At 45.0% G+C, this 23,141-nt stretch carries 16 protein-coding genes, 1 tRNA gene and 1 pseudogene; 8 read left to right on the plus strand and 10 right to left on the minus strand.

What is annotated here, in order from left to right:
* Positions 1-61: 61 nt before the first annotated feature.
* From pgtP to MH117_RS22375, 6 genes are all read right to left on the minus strand, one after another.
* Positions 62-1,405 (minus strand): MFS transporter, encoded by a 1,344-nt coding sequence (gene pgtP / locus MH117_RS22350; protein ID WP_239332641.1) that lies wholly within the window; start codon positions 1,403-1,405, stop codon positions 62-64.
* 12 nt (positions 1,406-1,417) lie between these two features.
* On the minus strand, positions 1,418-2,452 hold the full coding sequence (locus MH117_RS22355; RefSeq protein ID WP_239332643.1) for an ABC transporter substrate-binding protein: 1,035 nt from the start codon (positions 2,450-2,452) through the stop codon (positions 1,418-1,420).
* Entirely contained in the window at positions 2,449-3,267 is an 819-nt protein-coding gene (locus tag MH117_RS22360; protein ID WP_239332645.1) for a DUF3919 family protein, read from the minus strand. The genes MH117_RS22355 and MH117_RS22360 overlap by 4 nt, the downstream gene beginning before the upstream one ends.
* 73 nt (positions 3,268-3,340) lie before the next feature.
* Positions 3,341-4,780, minus strand: a complete 1,440-nt coding sequence (locus tag MH117_RS22365; protein ID WP_239332647.1) for a sensor histidine kinase — start codon at positions 4,778-4,780, stop codon at positions 3,341-3,343.
* A gap of 52 nt (positions 4,781-4,832) precedes the next feature.
* Positions 4,833-5,510 carry a response regulator transcription factor gene (locus MH117_RS22370; protein ID WP_239332649.1) on the minus strand — a complete coding sequence of 226 codons (678 nt, stop codon included), beginning with the start codon at positions 5,508-5,510 and terminating at the stop codon, positions 4,833-4,835.
* Positions 5,511-5,710: 200 nt separating this feature from the next.
* Entirely contained in the window at positions 5,711-6,016 is a 306-nt protein-coding gene (locus tag MH117_RS22375; RefSeq protein WP_239332651.1) for a magnetosome magnetite crystal formation protein family, read from the minus strand.
* Between the two features lie 239 nt (positions 6,017-6,255).
* On the opposite strand from MH117_RS22375, the gene MH117_RS22380 reads away from it, so the two are divergent.
* The 5 genes from MH117_RS22380 (at position 6,256) to MH117_RS22400 (ending at position 13,469) form a co-directional block, all read left to right on the plus strand.
* Positions 6,256-8,694 (plus strand): EAL domain-containing protein, encoded by a 2,439-nt coding sequence (locus MH117_RS22380; protein ID WP_239332653.1) that lies wholly within the window; start codon positions 6,256-6,258, stop codon positions 8,692-8,694.
* Positions 8,695-8,936: 242 nt separating this feature from the next.
* A complete protein-coding gene (locus tag MH117_RS22385; protein ID WP_239332655.1) occupies positions 8,937-9,764 on the plus strand; it encodes an AAC(3) family N-acetyltransferase in 828 nt (275 codons plus the stop codon).
* A gap of 354 nt (positions 9,765-10,118) precedes the next feature.
* A complete protein-coding gene (locus tag MH117_RS22390; RefSeq protein WP_239332657.1) occupies positions 10,119-10,865 on the plus strand; it encodes an AraC family transcriptional regulator in 747 nt (248 codons plus the stop codon).
* 62 nt (positions 10,866-10,927) lie between these two features.
* Complete coding sequence (locus MH117_RS22395) at positions 10,928-12,043, plus strand: alpha/beta fold hydrolase (protein ID WP_239332659.1); 1,116 nt, start codon at positions 10,928-10,930, stop codon at positions 12,041-12,043.
* A gap of 385 nt (positions 12,044-12,428) precedes the next feature.
* Positions 12,429-13,469, plus strand: coding sequence for a glycoside hydrolase family 18 protein (locus MH117_RS22400; protein WP_239332661.1), 1,041 nt, complete (start codon positions 12,429-12,431; stop codon positions 13,467-13,469).
* 215 nt (positions 13,470-13,684) lie between these two features.
* On the opposite strand, the gene MH117_RS22405 is transcribed toward MH117_RS22400, so the two are convergent.
* The gene (locus MH117_RS22405) at positions 13,685-14,551 is read right to left on the minus strand and encodes a YitT family protein (protein WP_239332663.1); all 867 of its coding nucleotides are present in this window, start codon (positions 14,549-14,551) and stop codon (positions 13,685-13,687) included.
* A gap of 142 nt (positions 14,552-14,693) precedes the next feature.
* Complete coding sequence (locus MH117_RS22410) at positions 14,694-15,566, minus strand: alpha/beta fold hydrolase (RefSeq protein ID WP_239332665.1); 873 nt, start codon at positions 15,564-15,566, stop codon at positions 14,694-14,696.
* Positions 15,567-16,620: 1,054 nt separating this feature from the next.
* Between MH117_RS22410 and MH117_RS22415 the strand changes: the two genes are divergently transcribed.
* Positions 16,621-18,327, plus strand: a complete 1,707-nt coding sequence (locus tag MH117_RS22415) for a collagen-like triple helix repeat-containing protein (protein ID WP_239332667.1) — start codon at positions 16,621-16,623, stop codon at positions 18,325-18,327.
* 313 nt (positions 18,328-18,640) lie between these two features.
* Here MH117_RS22415 and MH117_RS22420 read toward each other — a convergent pair.
* Both MH117_RS22420 and MH117_RS22425 read right to left on the minus strand, forming a co-directional pair.
* A pseudogene (locus MH117_RS22420) lies at positions 18,641-19,423 on the minus strand (IS3 family transposase); the annotation flags it as partial.
* Positions 19,424-20,277: 854 nt separating this feature from the next.
* Positions 20,278-20,354, minus strand: a tRNA-Arg gene (locus MH117_RS22425).
* 302 nt (positions 20,355-20,656) lie between these two features.
* Between MH117_RS22425 and MH117_RS22430 the strand changes: the two genes are divergently transcribed.
* Positions 20,657-21,523, plus strand: coding sequence for a hypothetical protein (locus MH117_RS22430; RefSeq protein WP_239332669.1), 867 nt, complete (start codon positions 20,657-20,659; stop codon positions 21,521-21,523).
* A gap of 172 nt (positions 21,524-21,695) precedes the next feature.
* Positions 21,696-22,976 carry a trigger factor gene (gene tig / locus MH117_RS22435; RefSeq protein WP_239332672.1) on the plus strand — a complete coding sequence of 427 codons (1,281 nt, stop codon included), beginning with the start codon at positions 21,696-21,698 and terminating at the stop codon, positions 22,974-22,976.
* Positions 22,977-23,141 lie beyond the last annotated feature (165 nt).

Below are 23,141 nucleotides of genomic sequence, written 5' to 3' on the forward strand. Positions count from 1 at the left end.
AAGGGGATTGTTTTGTGATCCGCGTATGCTAGTGTTACTTTACTTTTTCAACTAACCTAATCTAGGCATTTGCTGCCAGCTTGCGTATTTGCTTCTTACGCCCGATCTGAATGAGCGTCAGGAACAATGAGGCCATCACACCACTTACAAGCAGTAGAATAAAGCATCCGTTCCAGCCAGATGACTCTACAATAAAGCCTACAAGAGCACTTGCTGTCAGGTTGCCGAAGAGGTAGGCGAACAAGCCTGTCAAACCTACGGTTGTACCTACAGCAAATTTAGGCACGAAGTCAATCGCACTTAAGCCAATCAGGAATTGTGGTACGTAGATCAAGCAGCCGATCACAGAAATCGCGATGCTGATCGCCAATACGCTAGTAGATTGCCAATATACCAGTGTGCCAAGGATAACGCCGACCATACTAATAATGCACAGTGGCATCCGGTTGCCTTTAAACAACTTGTCACTCAGCCAGCCCACAAGCAGGGAGCTTGGAATGGCTGCCCATTCAAATGCTGCGAAGGCCATATGGTACTGTGATTGCGTGAATCCTTTTACATCGGTCAAATAAAGCGGGACCCAGTTCAAGACACCAAAGCGGATAAAGTAAACAAATACGTTTGCAAGGCACAAAAACCAAATAAATTTATTTTTAAGCACATAAGTGAACAATATTTCTTTTAACGACAGCTTGTCCCCTTCGGGGTTACGTTCCACATCGTCATAGTCGTTGCGGTACTCATCGATCGGCGGAAGGCCGACGGATTGAGGTGTATCCTTACCGCAGAACAAGACAAAGATCGCAATGATGATCGCTAGAATAGAAGGGACGATAAATACGCCTGCTTGCCAATATGCCGTACCGAATATCCCTAGCGCAATACCTACAATTGGAGCGATAATACCACCGCCAATGTTATGAGAGGTATTCCAGATTCCCATTTTGACGCCGCGTTCTTTCTTAGAGAACCAGTTTGCCATAACGATACTACAAGGGGGAGCCCCCATACCTTGGAACATACCATTAAAGATCAGCAGCATAAAGATAAGAGCAAATGATGACGAGAAACCGAATCCGATATTTACGATGGCGGACAGCAACAGCCCGATCGCAATAAACCGCTGGGTGTGGGCTTTGTCAGCCAGATTCCCCATAAAAAACTTGCTTATGCCGTAAGTAACAGCCATGGCAGCGCTTAACAAACCGATCTGCGAAGGCGTAAAGCCATATTCGCTGGCTAAATAAGGTGTGGACAACGTAAAGTTGTTACGTACTAAATAGTAACCAGCATAACCAACGAATATTCCCATCAAAGTGCGGATGCGGAAAATATTGTACATCTTAGCAATCATGTGCTCCGGAAGGCGTGGTACGGCTGGAGCTTTTTTTAACCAACCCAACATATTTCATTCTCCTTAACCTTTTTTAGCTGCACGCAATCTGTTCCAAAGTTGAATGATTTGTTCATGCTGAGTTAACGAATGGTGGATCGGAACAACTTTTGTGTTTAAACGGGCTATTTTGTCCCGCTGTACCGTCGGCGTTCCGAAGGATACGTGCTCCAGTATGGCGGCCGCATCCTGAGACAAGCTGTAATCGATAAACCAATCGGCGACACCTTCATTCGGCGCATGGCGCAGCTTCGAGATCGCGTTTACGGACAGTCCTGTATCCTTCGGCACACTGCTGAGAAGATCAAAGCCTGCTTCCCGCAGCTTGCGCTGATCGCCGAGAAAATTGATACCGATTACATATTCGCCAGCACTGACCGATTGGGCAGGCATATAGCCGTTTACCGTAAGGCTGCCGATATTGTCGTTCAGCTTGCGTACATAATCGGATGCTCGGCGCTCGCCCCAAGCTTCGTACAACGACAGCAAAAAGGTGTAAGCTGTGCCGGAGTAATTTGGGTCCGGCATTACGAGGCTGCCGCGATAAGCGGGGTGCAGGAGATCCTCCCACGCAGTGGGCAAAGACAAGCCCATTGGCTGAAATTCTTTGCGCCATCGCTCCTCATTGATCGCAATGGATAACTGTTCGACTTCGTATCCAGCCCAGTAGCGGTCCTCATCCTTCAAAGCAGCGGGAATAGCCGTGAGGTTCGCACTGTTGATGGGCGAGGAGAGCTTCTCCTGCTTCATCGTTAAGTGAGCGTCCACCGTACCGCCGATCACAAGATCGGCCTGCGGCTTTAAAGCTTCCTTGGATACACGACGCAGTATTTCTTCCGTCGAGAGGCGAATATACTCGTACGTGCATCCGGTGCGCTGACAGAAGGAGGACAAGAGAGCGCTGCCAACTTCCTCGCGGGCGGCGACATAGGCGACTAAATGGCGGCCTTTTAACTCGGGATATCCTTGTTCGTCCACTGTAATAGCATGATGTTCATTGGAACAGGCTGCCTGCGTCATTAGACAGACAACTAGTAGGAAGAAGAGTAATCGTTTCATCTTATATCAGCCTTTGCTTTCTTTGATTCAAACAGCTTGCCCAGGCTACTTTGCAAATAAATAGAGTTACCGTTATCGTCACCCATATATTGCATCACGATAAAGTCTGGATAGACAACAGCGTGCAGCAAGTCATTGCGGCTGTTTCGCAAGCTGTTGCCATGCTTGAATGCCGTAATGGTACCAAGCGGCTCTTGCTTTTGCAGCAGCAGCTGTTTAATCTCGACCATGTCTACAATTTCGTGGGCTTGGCGGATCTGCGTGACCAAGTAACCCTTTTCATGAAGATGTACAGCTGCTTCAGCCTTGTTGACCCGATAGGTCACATCTTGGGCATCACGTATGAAATCAGCATAATGCTCTGGTGTATAGAACAGGTTAAGCAGTTGAGTCTGAAAAGCGGACAACATCGGCGTCTTGTGGCCGGGTCCATAGAACCATTTATTTAAGGTAAAACCATCTCCTAAAGCAAATGGCTGTTCATCCCCATTCAAATATTGAATACGGCCTGTAATCACGGCCTGCTCATTAGCTGGGGCCGAACCAGTGGTCGGATCATACTCCTGCTTAATGCGATCGATGTACGAAATGATGGCATGAAGGCTGACTTCATCAGTGACCTGCACGACACCCCATTGGTCATGCACAATAGTGGCTTGCACAGGCAGGGAATCGCTTACTTTTCGCAGGACTTCATTTCTGTCCTCGATAATGACGACGTTCTCATACATGCGATCATTAAGAACGTAGCCTATACCAGACAAAAGCAATATAAAACCTGCAAACAGCAAGAAGCTCCATATAAGTTTGTTCATGATTGGTTACTCTCCTTCGATAGCATAAACAACCATCATTTCATAATCGCCTCGCAAATGTTTCATAAATGTATTATTTCTCGTTTTCCTGCATAGAAATCGTTTCCAGTGCTGTGGGTGTACAGAAACGCAGCTTGACTGTTGTACCTTCGCCTTCTATTGCGCGAAGCTCCATCTCGCCTCCCTGCTGGCGCATTAACTGTCTGCAGATGAGTAGGCCAAAGCCATTGCCAGAGTGAGAAGACAGCTTAGTATCTTCCGGCGCGAGCGCGAAATGCTCAAGTAGTTCCGTGCTGATGCCGATACCATCGTCTGAAATGGTAACGATAACCGCATCATCTGTTGTCTGCTGCTGGAAGGTGATTCTGGTCGCATCGCTATACTTGATGGTGTTATCAAGCAAATTCAGCAAGATCTGTTTGGTCTTGTCCGGATCCGCTACTATTTTAATAGAATGAAGTTTATCGATAACAGTAATGCGATACTTTTCAAGTCGCGGTTTTACAACAAACACAGCTTCTACTGCAATACTTGCGATGTCACAAATCGTTGGTGATACGGAAAACGGACTATCTCCGTATTTGGACTGGCTGAGCAGCTCTTCCACAAGCGTCAGCAGCCGTTCGCTTTCTACGGAAATATGACGTAGGCTGGTCTGAATATCCTGCTCGGCGTGCAAGCGTGGGATCAGATTCGCATACCCCATAATGGCGGTAAGCGGCGTCTTCAACTCGTGCGTCACACGATCCAGGAAGTCGCGCTGCTTGTCCTTCTCACGACTTAACTGCTCCATATGGAGCTCGATCGCGTCTGCCATCGCATGAAATGATTGTGCCAACTGGCGAATCTCTTCATAATCATGCAGTCCAATGCGGCTGCCGTAACTGCCGCCGGCAATCTTCTTAGCCATGTCGCGCAGCTGCTCGATAGGCCTGCTGAGCGAGGCAGCAAAGCGGTTCGCTACAACAATCGCGGCAATCAAGATCAGCAAGCAGGCGATCACAAAGGTTCCGTTCATCCGCTGCAGCAGCAGTGCCTCGTCTTCCAGCGGGTGGAGAAATCGGATCACTCCAATCACCTTACCGCCGACATATAAGGGACTAGAGAACAGCATCATAGGTGAGGGAGAAGCTTTTTGAATCATATAAGCTTTGTTTCCTTGGATGGCTTGTTCCATGTCTTGATTCACGTAGGGCAGCGCTGCACGTTCGGTGTCTGCCCATATACGATTGTGAGGACTGAGAAGCTGAACTCTTAATCCCATACGTTTTGACAAATAGGATGCGATCAGCGGAGCACCATTCTGGAGGGTTACTTCTGGTGTATCTTTCTGCTCGCGTTCGACATAATTGATCGTATAAATCTGTGCCTCTACACTCAGCTTTTGCAGCGAGCTTACGGCTGATTGATAAATGTTGTTTTGCAGCGAAATAATCATCACGATGTACAAAAACAACATGACGGGAATAAATAATGCTAAAATAGCCAGATTAAATCGTTTCTTTAAAGTCATGGTTGTCACCTTATCTGCCGTTCATTTGCCATCGGCACAAGACACAAGGGCATTAGCAGCAATCGATCTTGTAGCCGACGCCATAGATGGTCTTAATTCGATCGCCTTCTGGGCCAAGCTTCTTGCGCAGTCGCTGCACCATGATGTCAACCGCCCGTGTATTTTCGGGATAGTCGAGCTTCCATACCTTTAGCAGCAGGTCGTCGCGTGTGAAGATCCGCTGCTTGTTCGAGAGCAGAAGCAGAAGCAGATCATATTCCCGATAAGTTAGCGTTAACTCTTCCTCGTGTATAAAAATGGAGCGTTCCTCCGGATAGACCCGGAAAGGTCCGATCATTATTTTGCCAACCTCAGTATTCACTTGATTCTTGACGAGTCGACGCTCTATGACCTTAATACGAAGCAGCAGCTCTGTACTATGAAAGGGCTTTACGAGATAATCGTCTGCACCTAGCTGTAGACCAAGCAGCTTATCGTTCATTTGACCTTTGGCGGTCAGCAAAATGATGGGGATATCAGGGTCATTCTCTCTAAAGCCGCGCAGCAGCGTGTACCCATCTGTATCCGGCAGCATAACGTCTAAAATAATCATATCCGGCTTCTGTTTGTCCCAAATGGAAATTGCCTCCTGACCGTTGACGGCTGTAAGGACTTCGTATCCCTCTATCTCCAGGTTAAGGCGAATTAAATTCAGAATGCTCTGTTCATCGTCGACGACGAGAATGTTCATAGCAGCCTCCTTGCTAGCGAAATCCAAAGCGCTTACATAAAAAAAGCAGCCTGTGAAAAAGGCCGCTTTCATCTGTTCCTATTATACTGACAAATCGAGGTTTGTATACGTTTAAAGGCATGGCCATCTCGTGAACATCATTTAAACTTTATCTACATGAACTTCTTTAATGATTGTTTCCTTAAATAAGAGTTATTCTATTAGGCCCGATACTGAGTATCTTGGAGCACTTTAATCCCCATAACAATATTCCAGATAAATAGGATCAAGCTCAGCAGGAGCATGAACAAGATAAAGAAAATGCTGAAATGAAACTGTCCGGTAAAGAACGAGAAGATCGCTAGGACAATGCATCCTACAGGTGCGATGTGAGAGAGCAGGGCTCTGCCGGCATGTCGTTTCACATAAGGATCATTGGTGACGATGAGCAAGATGAGCGGACATAAAAATCCGGCAAAGAAAATGCTGAAATAGCTAAGTGAAGCTAGTATGTTTCGAGTTTCCATTGGATAAACGCTCCTTTAATCAAGTTATATCACAATACGTGGTTGGGCTAGCTTTCGTTTCCTACAAAAGGTAAAAGTGACGGTAATGTAAGTTTCTGATCCCTGCTTATTAGGTCTAAAGTAAGGGAGTCAAACTTCGTTACTTATGCACATGTTAACATAAAAATATATGACTATTGTAACAATAGCTAATGCTTGTTATATTGAAATTTAGCTACTAGTGAAGGCAGGTGAGATTAGTGGAGCACATTCATGGCACTTACAATAGTTACTTAGTTCTTTTGTCTTACTTAATCGCAGTGACAGCTTCATATTCAGCATTGGATTTGGCAGGCAGAATTAGTATAACTAAAGGAATACGCCGTATGTTGTGGCTTATTCTGGGTGCTACGTCAATGGGACTAGGCATCTGGTCCATGCATTTTGTCGGCATGCTGGCCATGTCCCTTCCGATACCGATATCTTACGATATGGAATATGTGGTTTTATCCGTGGTACTTGCCATATTTGTATCCAGCATCGCGCTGCTTACGGTAACACGCCGCACGATGGGTATAAAGGAACTGGTGGCCTCAGGTGTACTTATGGCGGCGGGAATATCAGGCATGCATTATGTTGGAATGGCCGCTATGATTATAGGCATTGTCTACGATAGGCTGCTAGTCCTCCTGTCGATCGGCATTGCGGCTACAGCTTCGGCGTTAGCGCTGTGGCTGCTGTTTTATTTTCGCAAGGATCAATCCCGGCATGCGGTATGGTATAAGCTTGGCAGCGCGCTTATTATGGGAGCTGGAATAGCGGGAATGCATTACACGGGAATGTACGCCGCACATTTCCATGTGGGCGACAATATGAATTATCGTTCCGGACTAGAGATTGAACCTAATAAATTGGGATACATGATTACGATAGCCACCTTATTTCTGCTCGGCATGACGGTGTTTGGTGTCTTTATTACGAAGCGATTGTCCCAAAAAGACTCGGTTATACAGGAACATGCGGGGTGGTACAGGTCATTGTATCACAACAATGCCGACGGCATCATTTCCGTTGACACATATGGACTCATTATGAGCGTGAATCCGGCTGTTTCCCGAATTATTGGGGTATCCGCAGAAGGTTACATCCATCAACACGTGTCTGCCTTCCAAATTAATGTCACGGAAGAATTGCGAACGTTGACAAAAGAACGGTACTATCAATCATTTGATATTGATTCACGAAGTTATGATACAACGATTGTCCATCCAGACGGTACGAAGGTAGAGTTAAACGTTGTTAATATACCTGTTGAAATAGAAGGGGTTGTCGTCGGCAATCATATTATTGCGCGTGATGTGACAGAAGAGAAGCTCGCTAAGGGACAAATTGAGCATCTCGCCTATCATGATGAGCTGACAGGGCTGCCGAATCGGCGGCTGCTAAATGAACTATTAGCGAAAGCAATAACCGATAATGAGTGCAGCGCTGTAGAATTTGCTGTATTGGCGCTGGATATTGATCGCTTTAAGATGATTAATGACTCGCTCGGTCATACATATGGAGACCTATTTCTGCAGGCAGTAAGTGATCGAATACTGGCTTGCGTAGACGGCGTTGATGCAGTGGTGTCACGTTTAGGTGGGGATGAGTTTATCATCATATGTCGTACCTCCATGGATGAGACAGTATGCGCAGCATTAGCGGATCGGATCGTTGAAGCGATGCGTCAGCCGTTTTCCCTCAAGGATAATGATTTCTATATTTCGACTAGTATAGGCATAGCACTGTTTCCGCAGGATAGCAAGGACCCTGTTGAGCTTATTAAACAGGCTGATGCGGCAATGTACGAAGTGAAAAAGAATGGCAAGAACGGCTATCAATTTTATACCTCCGATCTGGATGTAGAATTGTTAGGACGTATCGAGCTGGAGGCTGACTTGCGTAAGGCTGTGACGCGAAATGAATTGGTTGTTTTCTATCAGCCACAAGTCAGTACAATTGATAATCGGATGGTGGGCGTAGAGGCACTTGTGAGGTGGAATCACCCGACAAGAGGCCTGCTCATGCCGGGTTCTTTTATCCCGTTGGCTGAGGAGACGGGACTTATTTACGAGATCGGCAACTGGGTCATGTACGAAGCTTGTCGCCAAATGCGGGCATGGCATGATGCAGGCGGGCCTTTAATTCCGGTGTCCGTGAACTTGTCGACCCAACAGTTCCATCATACTGATCTGCTGGGGCAGGTCGAACGTGTCTTGTTTGAAACGGGCCTTGGCGCGCAATATTTGGAACTGGAGATTACTGAAAGCATGATGATGGATGCTACAGTGTCTACGACTATTTTGCAGGAGTTAAATAAGCTCGGCATACGTATCAGTCTGGACGACTTTGGCACGGGCTACAGCTCCTTGAGTTATTTGAAGATATTCCCGATCCATAAGTTAAAAATTGACCGTTCCTTTATCGCAGACATTTCCAGTAATGAGAATGATAAAGCGATTGTCGCTACGATTATTTCTATGGCTCAGCATCTCAAGTTGGATGTTGTTGCCGAGGGCATTGAGACGAAGGACCAGCTCGACATCTTAACGGAGAATGAGTGTCGCGAGATACAAGGTTATTACTTTAGCAAGCCGTTGTCGGCTGTAGATGTGGAACAGGCGTTTTTTGTGCCGATGCGGGGAAGCGTTGTTTAATGTACTATAGAAGATTAGAGCTATACATAGGTAGCTCTAATCTTATGTGGATTGTAACGGTCACCTTGTTAAGGACCGTATAATTATCAATTAGCAATGATTATATTTTAACTCGGAGTATTCTTTTTACAGGGTGATGTATGTTCTACAGTGCTGTAATAAAACTGGAGTATACTAGGAGAAAGACATGAGTATTCAAAAGCTTTTTTGATTAATACATATACATCAAAGGTGTGATTTAGTTGCAAGAAATACAAGGTGATTTATTCACCATGCCTACGCTGCAAGCAGATTTTGAAGCGCTTGGTGTGAAGCCTGGGATGACACTGCTGCTGCACTCATCCATGAAATCCTTAGGAGGATGGGTTGCAGGCGGGTCTGTCGCCGTCATTTCGGCGTTGGAGGAGGTGTTGACTCGTAATGGCACATTAGTGATGCCTACGCATACCCCGGATTTATCTGATCCGTCTATATGGAAATGCCCTCCTGTCAGAGAATCATGGTGGGGACCAATTATGCAATCCATGCCTGCTTTTGATGCAGACTTGACTCCTTGTCCGGAGATGGGGATCATCCCTGACAATTTCAGAAAACAAAAAGGGGCGCGGCGCAGTCAGCATCCGCAAGTATCGTTCGCCGCTTGGGGATACCACCGGGATTATATCGTTTCTGACCACAGTCTGGAACATAGTCTGGGCGAAGAATCACCATTAGCAAGAATGTATGATTTGAACGGTTGGGTGCTGCTGCTTGGGGTAGGTCATGACCATAATACCTCTTTGCACTTGGCAGAGTATCGGGCGAACTATCCTAACAAACAAACGACAGTGTACAAAGCCCCGATCATCCTGAATGATGAGCGGCGTTGGGTAGAGTACTCCGATCTTGATTTTGATTCAGACGATTTTGAGCAGATAGGATCGGATTTCGAAAATGATACCAAAAATGCACGCAGAGGCCGTATCGGAAATTCGACTGCGCTGTTGATGCCGGTTAAGGAGCTGGTGGACTATGCCGTTCAGTGGATGGAGATAAATAGAGGTACAGCGGCATCAGACTGTGGCAACTAAGATTAAATAGTATTAGAGTAGGGCTATCTTATTAAAGTTAGACGATATTAAAAAGTATTTTTTTATAAAAAAGTTCAGTTGACCGCTGAGTAAAGGAGATCTTGCTCTGGTTGAACGGGGCTTTTTTTTATTTTATACTCATTGTTGACAATAATTATCAACGTGGAAAGTTACAATATGGAGTATTAGTACGATGAGTACAGCTAAAAGAAAAGATCATTCGTTCTATTATCTATTCATGAACATTCAGCATTAGGTGGAAATGACAGCAGAGTGGATGACCAGCGTAACTGTAGTCAATTTTATTTTGACTGGTCAAGCGTCTCACATTACATTTATGAATGAGAGGTCATGATGAAATTAATTGGGGTATCGGAACAATTCCTTGTGCTGTTGGGCCGAGAAAATAATGATCAGATCCACCGTCACTATGACATCCAATTACAGATCCCGACAAGCAGCATGATTATTAATGGTAAGCGCACGACGGATCAAGTGTTAATTGACAGCAATGTCAAACATATCACCTCGTTTGCAGACGGTGATATGCTGTCTTTTCTGATCCATCCTGAGTCCAGGATTGGCCAGAACATCAGGCGCCATTATTTTAAATCTGATCGTATAGCGACGGCTCATCTTTCAGGCCTTGTGGAGCAAATTAAAGTGATCTACGAGTCGATGACTGATCTGAATAGATTAAAGAGGGTAACCCATACGATCTTGGACCGTTTTATCATTGATCCTTCTGATCTTCAACAATTAGATGATCGTGTAACGGATATGCTGAATTGCATTCACTCGGCTGACCTCGCACATTTGCAATTAGCTGATGTATTAAACAGCGTGCACTTATCCAAATCACGGCTTACTCATTTATTTAAAAATGAGATGAAAATTTCGGTGATGAGATATATGACTTGGACAAGATTGTTTCGTGCAGCCCAGTCATTGGTTTTTTCGAATGCATCGATTACCGCAACTGCCCACCAATTTGGATTTGCCGACGCATCCCATTTTTCTCGTGTCTTTAAAGAGAGCTTTGGTTATTGTCCCAAGCGGCTAGTTCAAGAAAAGAAGACGACCGTCTCGTTCATGTTTTAAGAGCATCGCCTTGGTAGGATTGCTTTAAGACAATCAATTACCTGCCAAAGGAGATGTGTGACATGTTTAAAACGTACCATAAAAACGAGCAGTTTAATTTGCAGATTAATCGTATGTTCGCGAAGTTAAAAGACCCGCAAGTCGAAGCAGAAGTGGCTGCTGCATTGCCAAGGCTTGTCGACACAACCTCTTGGTATGAAGTGTGGAAAGAGCTTGGCGAAGCAAGCGAAGCAACTGGCAGACTTGAAATGGCTTCTAGCTGCTATCAAGCGGCCGAATTTTACTTGCCTGAATCACATCCCGACAAAAGGGATTTGTATGAGAAGTATCAACAAACTTTTTACGAGGCACATCCAGAGCTGCCAATTGAGCATGTTAAGGTCCCCTATGGTACATCGTATATGCCTGCCATTCGGCTTAAGTCCGACAACTCGACCAACACATTACTAATTCATGGTGGTTATGATTCCTTTATAGAAGAATTTATTTTACGCGTACTGCCTTTGAAAGTTTTGGGATACGACATTATCATGTTTGAAGGACCAGGTCAAGGTGGGGCGCTGATTCGGAATGGAATGAAACTGATACATGAATGGGAACAGCCGACTTCAGCCGTTTTGGACTATTTCCAGCTCAAGCGAGCTGCGCTGCTGGGAATTTCTTGGGGAGGCTACTTGTGTATGCGCGCAGCGGCCTTTGAGAAAAGAATAAACCGCGTTGTCTGCTTTGACATCTTTTATTGTGGCATGGATGCATTGCTGCTTGGTCTTGACGAGGAAGACAAGTCTACATTAGAACAGTTGCTGGAACAAGATGCTGAGGATAGCATCAACCATTATGTCTACGCTTTGATGAAAGAAAGCATAGATGTGGAATGGAAAATAACAAAGGGGATGTACAATACCGGAACAAAGAGTCCTTACGATATGATCAGAGCGATTGAGCTGCATACGATGAAGGGGATTGAGCATCTGATTGATCAAGACGTACTGCTTCTGGCAGGAGACGAGGATCAGTATGTGCCTATTGAGCGTTTGGCTCTAATTGAAAGCAGTTTGATTCAAGCGAAATCCGTTACCTCTAAAGTGTTTACTCGTGAAACTGGGGGAGAACAGCACTGTCAGGCAGGGAGAATGGAGTTGGCTTTTGCCGAGATTGTAAAGTTTCTTCAAAAATAAGTTGGACGGCATTGCCGCCTTATATATCTGAAGAGATAGGAGCCTTCCGGCTCCTTTTTTGTTATTGTTAAGCCTCACGATCTGTTAATTTGCTTTCTCCATTCAAGACTGCACATGGTTTAACTGCAAGTACTTGATCAGGAGCTTATTCCTATTAGTTCTGCTAGTGATTGATTTCCGGTGGTATTTGTGAAAGGTGAGATAAACTTGTAAAGCGTTCTCAAGTGGGTTCTATTTGCTCCAGGATGATGGTATAATGACCGTGCATATGATGTTGTGGTATTAGATTTGGTCAAAATGAGTTATCGATATCTCAGTTTTTGAAAAGGTTTTCATCTATCTACAGCATTGCCCTACATCTATTTGGAAATGAGGGATTCAGAGCATGAGCAACACCAAGTTGATCTTGGCCGGTTACGCCGGCGATTCTGTGCTTCCGCAGGTAACCGCGGAGGATGCTGCAAAGCTGACCCATCTAAACGTCGCTTTTGGGCACGTGAAGCATGATCGGATCACCATCGATCATTTAGTGAATTTGTCCGTGTTAAATGTATTAAAGGGGTACAATCCTGAGCTGCAAATCCTATTATCCGTTGGTGGCTGGAGCGCAGGCGGTTTCTCGGAAGCAGCTTCCACACAGGAAGGCAGACGCTTGTTTGCGGAGTCTGCACTGGAAGTGCTAGAATCTGCGCCGTTTGACGGTATTGACCTGGATTGGGAATATCCGTGCTACGCGGAGGCGGGCATTACAGCGAGTCCAGCTGACAAGCAGAACTTCACCCTGCTGCTTAAAGAACTGCGCGAGATACTGGATGCTAAAGGTAAGACAGATGGTCGCCATTATTTGTTAACGATAGCAGCCGGGGCGGACCAGTATTATATCGACGGTACGGAGATGGACGCCATTCATCCTTATCTGGACTTTATCCAATTGATGACGTATGACATGCGGGGCGGCTTCCAGACGTTGACTGGACATCATACGAATTTATATACTTCTACGGGGGATTTATTCCGAATCAGTGTAGATGCTTCTGTTCGATTATTTGCATCAGCAGGAGTGCCTCGTGATAAAATTGTGATCGGTGCAGCCTTCTACTCTAGAATGTGGAAGAACGTTCCGGATGCAAATCACGGTTATTTACAAATGGCAGCTTCTTCTGGCGGGTATGGCCCTGATTATACGAAGCTGGTGTCGGAGTATATAAATATGAACGGTTATATAAGGTATTGGGATGACGAAGCAAAAGCACCTTATTTATTTGATGGCAGCAGCTTTATCACTTACGATGATCCAGAGTCGCTAGCTTACAAATGCAACTATATTAAGGCTAATGGTATCGCGGGTATTATGTTCTGGGAGTACAGCTGCGACCATACGCACGTATTGCTGGATGCTATGCATAAGGCTTACGATACAGTTTAACTGTATACCTATTTTAGAGTTCTGTTAGACGGAAGTATTTCTTGCAGTGTGCAATTGATTTTAAGCTGCTAACATAAATAATCCCCTGATCGCGATTACGGAGCAACTTCGGGCACATGCCGATAGTGATCTGTAATTCGTCAGGGGATTTTGTGTATTAAGGTGCAAGGAATATCAAATTAAGCTGATGATAGTAGCATTTAAAATTAGAGAAGCTAGTGGATGTTGTTCTTTTGGAAATTACCGCCGAGCACATCCGACACGCTTTCAATCGCAATAAATGCTTTATCGTCAATTTCATGCACGATAGCTTTCAGCTTAGCCAGCTCCAGACGCGTGACGACACAATAAATAATTTGTGTATCTTCTTTGCTGTAGCCGCCTCTGCCGTATAGGAACGTAGTGCTGCGTCCTAGGCGATCTTGGATCGCTTCTGATACTTCGTCATATTCGGAAGAAATGATCGTCACAGACTTTGATTCATTCAAACCTTCGACCACTACATCCATAACCTTGGACGCTATATAGAAGGTGAAGATGGAGTACATTGCCGAATCCCAACCAAAGACAAATCCTGCGATAATAAAAATGAACACGTTAGTAAATAGAATAATTTGTCCAACAGGCACTCGTGTTTTCTTTGAAACAAGAATAGCTACAATCTCGGTTCCGTCAAGCGAGCCGCCAAAGCGAAGTACAAGTCCTACACCAAGACCTAGAATCAGACCTCCGAATAGCACCGCTAATATTTTCTCATTCGTAAATGCCGCTGCGTGGTGCAGCCAAAATGTCGTTGCCGACATCACGATAATTCCGTAAAGTGTGGAGAAGGCAAATGTCTTACCAATTTGCTTATATCCAATGATAAGAAACGGAAGATTAATGAGGAAGATAAAGATACCAAGAGGCAGTGCTGTTAACTTGGAGATAACGATTGAAATACCCGTGATGCCGCCGTCAATAACGTCATTTGGCACGAGGAACAATTCAAGTGCGACCCCCATCAATACAGCTCCGGTAGTAATAAAAATAAAACGCTTCAAATAGTCCAATACAGTTAATTTCCGATGTGTTCTAGCCATGTAACGAGTCCCTTCTGTTGTAGATATGTAAGATTGTTGATCATTCAAAAGTATGTTTATGATAACATTTCCGTATTTCGATCACAAACAAACTTTCAAATTTAAGTAATTTGGCAAGAAAATAGGGTGCAAGCAGCTCGCTTTATGGTGAATGAATGATGTTGCCTTGTTGTTCGCGTAAAAAGGATTGGATAAGTGCAGCTACTTTACTGGGTGCCTGCTCATCTGGACCGTTATGGCCGCATTGCGGCAGTATTTGGTGTTGAGCCTCTGGCAAAGTGGCTAGTAATTGAGTAATTGGATTGCCCATGTATAGTGGACTATTGGCGCCAGATATCAACAGTGTGCGGGCGGCAATGCTGCGGTAATTGTCCAGTGTAGAATCTAGCCGCTGAACTTCCTTTAATTCCGGTACAATGGTAGGCAGCAGGCCCAGCGTATGGTTCCAGTGGTCAGGCGAGCGTTGTGACATCGCCTGAAGTGCTGATTTCACAAAATTCTCAGGCATGTGCTGGATGTTCTCATCCAAACCAAGACCTGTAAGAAAGCTAATAAAGGCATCCATTTGCCTGCCCTCTTCCATCGCTTGTTCGAACCTTGGCAGCCAATTACAAGGGATGGACTGCGTAATGGATACGGCAGGTTCATATACAACAAGCTCAGTTACGGCATACACTCGTGCCGTTTCCAGTGCAACCAAGCCACCATAGCTATGTCCAAATAAAATAGTCGAGCCGGTATGCTGAAGCACTGTGCCAGTATCTGCGATTTCCTTCTCCATTGCATATTCAGCCCCTTGTGGGCCACTGGCTTCACGTCCGCGACGGTCCATGAGGTGCACTGTATACTTGTCTGCAAGTTCCTCGGCTAATTTCTTATAATGATAAGCACTCCGACATGTGCCGTGAAGTATGACAATGCCAGGTCCGCTTCCTATGGTTGAGCAGCTAATCCATGTTCCGTCTGCTGATTGAAGCTTAGAATGTGTATATGCAGTCTCGCGAATGAAAGGCATTCTATTGTTCCTCCTTGTCTATTGCGATTATACGGGTTCGGTGCTTTATTATGCAGATAAATGAGATGGATGATGCCAGCAGCATTTTATCACCACATAAAATTTTCTATTATTTAAGGATAATATCGAAAAATAGACATTGTCCAGCTACATTATTGAGTGCTGTACATATCAACCTGCTTGTACAGGAACGAGTGATTTAGTGGGGCAGTGTGCACAGATAGAGTTCTTGTACATCATTCATCTGCGATGACACAAGTTTTCTCTGCTAGAGAGGGAATGGGCTGCCGGATTAACATTTCTCTGCTTCATCTAGGAGTTCATCGGGCAAACTTACACCCTTATTTCCTTTTGGACTTCAGATAGTTTGCATATCCCCATTATTTCTTGAATTTTCTTCGTTATAGTTTTCGCCTTTGGGCAGCGATAGTACTTATTTCTGCTTCCTTCTGTTCAAGTCCAAATAGTTGTTCAAGGGAAATGTTGAACAGCATTGAAAGTTGCCGTACCAGACTCTATTCGCGGATCACTAAGACCGTTTCTCCATTTCGAGATCATGCCTTGTTCACAGAGGATCCGAATTTTGAGTTTAACTTTTCAGCTAATCATCTTGAGAAATTCCTTGTTTAACACGCAACTCTTAATCATTTGCCTACTGAAAAATATCATATTTAATATTCCTTAATATAGATGTATCCTATGCCCCAGTTAAGGAAATTGCAGAGGCAGCCTGCGGAAAGGTTATGGGGTGGAAGGTAGGCTTAGAAAGGTGGTATTTATTATGTAGGTTGGGTCTGAATGTAAAGAACCTATAGGCATTTTGCTCAACGTATTTAGTATTTGTTCCGTTATTCACGTTGCTATTATAAATACATAGTCAATTTTTTATGGGTTACGTTCTTAAATACATTGAAGTAACAAAAAATAGTGTGACATCTCACCTATACCCACATAAATTGTAAGGAGTTTATCTCTCATTTATTGGATTTATTCAAGTGAAAGTGTATTTATTAAAAAGGGGGGATATCTGTTGGATTTTCTTCATCATAAACTTTTGAGAAAATCTCCTTTTGTAGTAGTTCCCCCGCAAAGTTGTGCAGAGATTTTTCCACCCAAACCGTATCCACCTGTATTTGGGGCCACTGGAGCCACAGGAGCGACGGGAGTAACAGGAGCAACTGGTGAAGCAGGAGCGACAGGTCCAACTGGGGCAACAGGAGCAACCGGAGTAACGGGAGTTGGGGTTACTGGTGATATAGGAGCGACAGGTCCAACTGGGGCAACAGGAGCAACCGGAGTAACGGGAGCCACAGGAGCGACAGAAGCAACGGGAGCCACAGGAGCCACAGGGGCAACGGGAGGAACCGGGGCAACAGGATCGACAGGGGCAACGGGAGCAACAGGGCCGACAGGAGCAACCGGGGTAACCGGAGCAACCGGAGCGACGGGAGCCACAGGAGCCACAGGGTCGACGGGAGCAACAGGAGCAACCGGGGCAACGGGAGGAACCGGGGCAACAGGAGCGACAGGGGCAACGGGAGCAACCGGTCCGACAGGAGCAACCGGGGCAACGGGGGCAACAGGAGCAACCGGGGCAACAGGATCAACAGGAGCAACGGGAGCAACCGGGGCAACGGGAGCAACGGGAGCAACAGGAGTAACCGGAGAGACAGGAGCAACAGGAGCGACAGGAACAACGGGAGCAACCGGGGCAACGGGAGCAACAGGAGAGACAGGAGCGACAGGGGCAACAGGAGCAACTGGAGAAACGGGAGCCACAGGAGCAACGGGAGCAACCGGAGCAACAGGAGCAACAGGAGCAACAGGAGCCACAGGAGCAACCGGATCAACAGGAGCAACGGGAGCCACAGGAGCAACCGGAGCAACGGGAGCAACCGGATCAACGGGAGCAACCGGAGCAACAGGAGCGACGGGAGCAACCGGGGCAACGGGAGCAACCGGATCAACAGGATCAACGGGAGCCACAGGAGCAACCGGAGCGACGGGAGCAACAGGATCAACAGGAGCAACGGGAGCCACAGGACCGACAGGAGCAACGGGAGCAACCGGAGCAACGGGAGCCACAGGACCGACAGGAGCAACAGGGGCCACAGGAGCCACGGGGTCAACAGGAGCAACAGGAGCAACAGGATCAACAGGAGCGACGGGATTAACAGGAGCAACAGGAGCAACGGGAAGAACCGGGGCAACAGGAGCAACAGGAGCAACGGGAACAACAGGATCGACAGGGGCAACCGGGGCAACAGGATCTACCGGAGCCTCAACAAAGGTTCTAAATTTTCTGGGAGCGAATGCTGGATTTCAGCTGTTTGTGGGTTCGAGGGGACCTTCATCGCAAGCTATACCCTATGTGGTATCGGGATCAGGTAGTGTCGTAGGTTTCTCAGGGGCAATAAATACAAATAACATACAACCGGGGACTTACATTTACCAGATATGCTTCAATGTAATAAATAATGCAGCAGCTCCATTACCTGCAAATGTTTTGGCAACGGTAACTTTAACTGTGAGCGCTGCGATTACCGGAACCATCGTATTTTCAAGCAGATCGACGGATATAGGACCCCGTACTGTTTTAGTGTCTAATGGTGCACCATATGTAGTGGCACCTGCTACAGTAACATGGACGAGTAATATACCAGGAACTCCGATAGCAAGAGATAACGCATTATCTTTGTTTTTAAATACAAACGTTTCGAATGATGCTTCTTACGAAGTTTACGCATCCACTAGCATATAAAACTTAACAACCCTATCATAAGTACAATAAAATACACTAAGATTTAAAATTTTTGAGGACATTATTACTGGTAAAGCTATAAATATAAAAGGGATACGTTGATGGAAGCACTCCACGTATCTCTTTTTTGCTAAACTCGCTTCGAACATTGGCGGAATTGGGAGGGTAGGAGCTGATTTCACCCCTACGTACCCATCTTTGTTAGATATAATGGTTATAATGAGCTTTATATTTGCTTTAGTCTTTCTTGAGTTAGGAATGTATGGGACTGCATCCCTTCCATGAGACAGGGATCAAAACACCTTGCGAGTTTAAGCAGCAGTCGTCGGAAATCAATAGGAGACTGGTTATTTAGTTTCGTTTGAATACGAATAGAGTTATAAAAATTTATGTATTCTCGAACGGTCTGTTCAACGATTGCCGTCGTTGTACAAGTGAGACCTTCGAAGTAGAACGTTTCAGACTTTAGAGTGGAATGGAACGATTCGATGGAAGCATTATCAGCAGATGTTCTGCGATGTGCGCAGGGTGTCCCATGGGTTTACGTTTCTTCACTCTGACTCGGCATTGTAGTTGCTCACGCTGCATAATCCGTTGTACACGTTTAGATCTTCTTCTCCATTCGAAGCAGTGCGGTGATCTTTCGGTAGCAGTAGCGAAATTTATGCTGCGTGCAAATCGCCCAAATTTGTTCTATTACATGATCTTTACGCTCTACGTTGTCATACGATGCTTTCCAACAATAGTACGTAGCACGAGAGAGTCCTAGCCATGCACAAGCTTGAGCAATACTTATTTCTCCTCGGATGGATTCCACCCAGGTGATGTTGATTTCAGATAACACCTCCTTTCCAACTCCTTGTAATTTTTTAGCACATCCAATTGTTGTCTAAGGAACCGATTCTCTGCCTTTACTTTTTCGAGTTCTGAAGTATATTCAGGTCCTTTTACCATAGCTATATTGCTTGCCGACAGGTTGCTTTAGACGATGGAGTTGGCCTTCTCGATACCATTTCATCCAATTCTTTAACTGTGTCATGTTTCGTATTCGTAGCTGATCCATGACTTGTCGTATTGGAATACCTGCTAGTCTCATTTAAATCGCTCGCATCTTCACTTCCATGGGATAGCTCACTCTTGTTCCAAACACAAAAACACCTCCAAGGTTGTCTCCATGTCTTACGACATGAAATGATTCACTTGAAGGTGTTTTGATTTGTCTCATATTAGGGGGTCAGTCCCCATCAAACGTCGGTAGGCGTTTTTTCTGATATTGCTAAATCTTGCTCACGGTACATAACTCTATGGATTCATTCCGTATCTTAACAGCTATGTATAAGGAATACCTTTCAATTTTTGAACAACAACTCATGTAAAATAGAATGCGATAAAAAATAGAAGTTATTCATTTCCTAATTTGCAGCTTCATTAATATGCATTTCTGTATCAGCAGGTAGAACAATAAAGGCATGATATTGGAAGCTTACAGCTGCACTTTTGTTTGGAATGACAGAAGTAATCTGATTTGCTCGTTTGTGAAGACATGATAAATTTCAATTTTCGTGGGGTATAGTTTGTATCATTTCATTAAACACTATGTGAGGATAAGTTTTGTCTAACTATTTGAGAATCCAGTACTACCTGTATTTATTATCGAATCGTGCTCGTTTGCGCGCATGATCCGAATTATTCAAGTTGTAATAGGATACGAAGGGTTCATCCAAGCTGCAGTTTACTGACTTTTATCTTGCAGCGTGATCAACTCTAACGAGATGTTTTTCTAGACGTGGATGATTCATGCGCAAAAAAACCTCCTACACGGAGGTAGAAGGTTTGTTAAGTACTTATGTTAGTGTTCCGCGCTGGGAACGTTAATTAGGCTTCTTTCATTAAACCAACTGAAACATTCAACGCCTGATAAACGTACATATATGAGGACTAAGATAAGAATGGCGTCCCAGGAGGGATTCGAACCCCCGACCGACGGCTTAGAAGGCCGTTGCTCTATCCAGCTGAGCTACTGGGACATTTTTGAGAACATTTATGATTTTAGCAAAAATTAAGCATCTGTGCAACAACTTTATTTAAATTGATCACTTTCAAAATGTGACAGCTGCTGTTAACCCTTGTGCCTTAGGCATCTAAATGCGGATTATGTTATAATGCAATACGAATTCGGCATGCACATTCTGGCATGCGCTGCCTGCACTCCGCAGTTTGACACTTACGGCTATAACGAAAGTAGGTGATGGTTATTTCAGATTCAAAGTTAAATGGTGCAAGCAAACAAAATGTAATTCTATTTCCAAAGACTTATGAATATTACCAAATGGAATTGACACGCCTATTGGAATCCGAGCGTTATTCGGAGGCGGTTGGTTTACTGCGATTCCTTCTCCAGTGCGATGGTGAGGATGAAGGAAGCAGAATGGAGTGGGCGGCACTGTATGAATGGTTGCTGCAAGCATTCCCGGATCTGGAAGAGATACAGGAACTACATATACATAGAGATACTTTGATATCAGACGGCAATGATGAAGAGCCGGAATCTGAGCAAGAAGTACTGAAGATGCAAATGCGCGACAAGTTGCAATTAGACAATCAATACATAGCGAAGCTTCTGCAGACGCTGCGAGATGAGCAGTTGGACGAGCGCAAGTGGCTAGTGCTGGAGCAGCTTGCGGTGGTGGACGATGAGACGTTGAATGATGAGCTTATTTATATGCTGGAGACGGAAAAGCTTCACTCTCTCGTACAATTTGGCTTGCTGCAGACGTTGAACAGGCGTGGTACGACAGGCGCGGTCACCTTTTTCCATGGTAACGAACAGATTGTAGTTGACATCGAGCATACGCCAATGGACTATGCTTCATTTCCATATGTGCTTCAAATCCCTGCGGAAAAGGTACACGATGCAGCGGCGGTGAGAGAGCCCTCGCTTGCTTATTTTTCTCAGGAGATGTGGCAACAATTTCTTAAAGCTATTTACGGCACTGCATTATATGATCGTCTGCGGGACAGCAATGAACAGGATAGCCAAGTCTGGGCAGCAGCACTGCACCGATTAGTGGCTGGCTTACTTCATCTGGAAGAAGAGGAAACTGAGGTGAAACGGATCTATAACATCTCCGGTGATCTTCGAATCCCATACGAACAAGCGCTTCGGGCACTAGCTAATTCATTGCGAAGCGGTTAAGATGGTAGATAAGGACGAATAAACGGACACTACGGACCGTTGGAAACGTGCACATTATGGTAGAGAGCTTGCCTTGAAAAACTATTTATAGTCAGATATAATATAATGGTTATTTCGAACGTGCAAGGGTACCACTCTAGCCATGTGAACTTTTTGGAGGGGAAGGCATAAAATGAAAGCAACTTGGGAAAAAATAGAGAAGAACGTTGGAGTATTGGAAGTAGAGGTCAATGAGGATCGCGTTAAGAACGCTCTTGATCTAGCGTTCAAGAAAGTTCAGAAGCGCGCAAACGTGCCTGGTTTCCGTAAAGGAAAAGTGCCTCGCCAAATTTTCGAAGCAAAATATGGTGTAGAAAGCTTGTACCAAGACGCGATTGATATCTTGCTCCCTGAAGTATACTCCGAAGCAGTTAAAGAAGCTAACGTACAACCGGTTGACCAACCGGAAGTGGACGTAGAACAATTTGGCAAAGGCCAAACGTTCAAGTTCAAAGCTAAAGTTACAGTGAAGCCTGAAGTGAAGCTTGGCGAGTACAAAGGCCTTAAAGTGGAAGCTGAGAGTGCTGAAGTAACGGAAGAAGACTTGAATGCTGAGCTGGAGCGTCTTCAACAACGTCATGCTGAGCTAGTCATCGTAGATGAAGATACAGCTAAGAACGGTGATACAGCTGTGATCGACTTTGAAGGTTTCGTTGATGGCGAACCATTTGAAGGCGGAACAGGTGAGCGTTACAGCTTGGAGCTTGGTTCCAACTCCTTTATCCCAGGCTTTGAAGATCAATTGGTTGGCTTGGGAACAGGCGACTTCAAGGATGTTGAAGTAACATTCCCTGAGCATTACCATGCTGAGCACTTGGCAGGTAAGGCAGCTACATTTAAAGTTAAAGTTCACGAGATCAAGCGCAAACAGCTTCCAGTATTGGATGATGAATTTGCGAAAGATGCAAGTGAATTCGACACGCTTGACGAATTCAAAGCAGATTTGAAGACTCAACTTCAAGCTCGCAAAGAACGTGAAGCAGAAGCGGCTCGTGAAGCTGCAGTAGTGGAGAAAGTTGCTGAGAATGCAGAAGTAGAAATTCCGCATGCAATGATCGAAACAGAGATTCAACATATGGTTAAGGACCTTGACAATCGTCTTCGCTCCCAAGGCATGAACATTGATATGTTCCTGACATTGTCCGGTCAGACAATCGCTGATCTTCGTGAGCAAATGCAACAAGAAGCGAACAAGCGCGTGAAGAACAACCTTGTTCTGGAGCAAATCGCTAAAGAAGCGGAATTGTCCATCACGGAAGAAGAGTTGTCACAAGAACTTGAGAATATGGGACAAGCTTACCAACGTTCCGCTGAAGAGATCCGTACGATCTTGGAGAAGAATGGTTCGCTTGATAACCTGCGTGAAGAAGCACTTCTTCGCAAGACAATCAAGTTTATTGCAGAAAATAATTAATCGCATATTGGCTGTGGCTTAAGACCACGGCTCAACAAGATAAGGCACGTCAATATATATTGCGTGCCTTATTTTTTCCATCTAGAAACATTTCATTACATACGAAGTATACATAGGTAATAGTGCTGTTCCGTTTTGATTATCAACACCAATACATAACGTTCA

Source organism: Paenibacillus sp. ACRRX (assembly GCF_022346885.1).
Taxonomy (GTDB): Bacteria; Bacillota; Bacilli; order Paenibacillales; family Paenibacillaceae; genus Paenibacillus_B.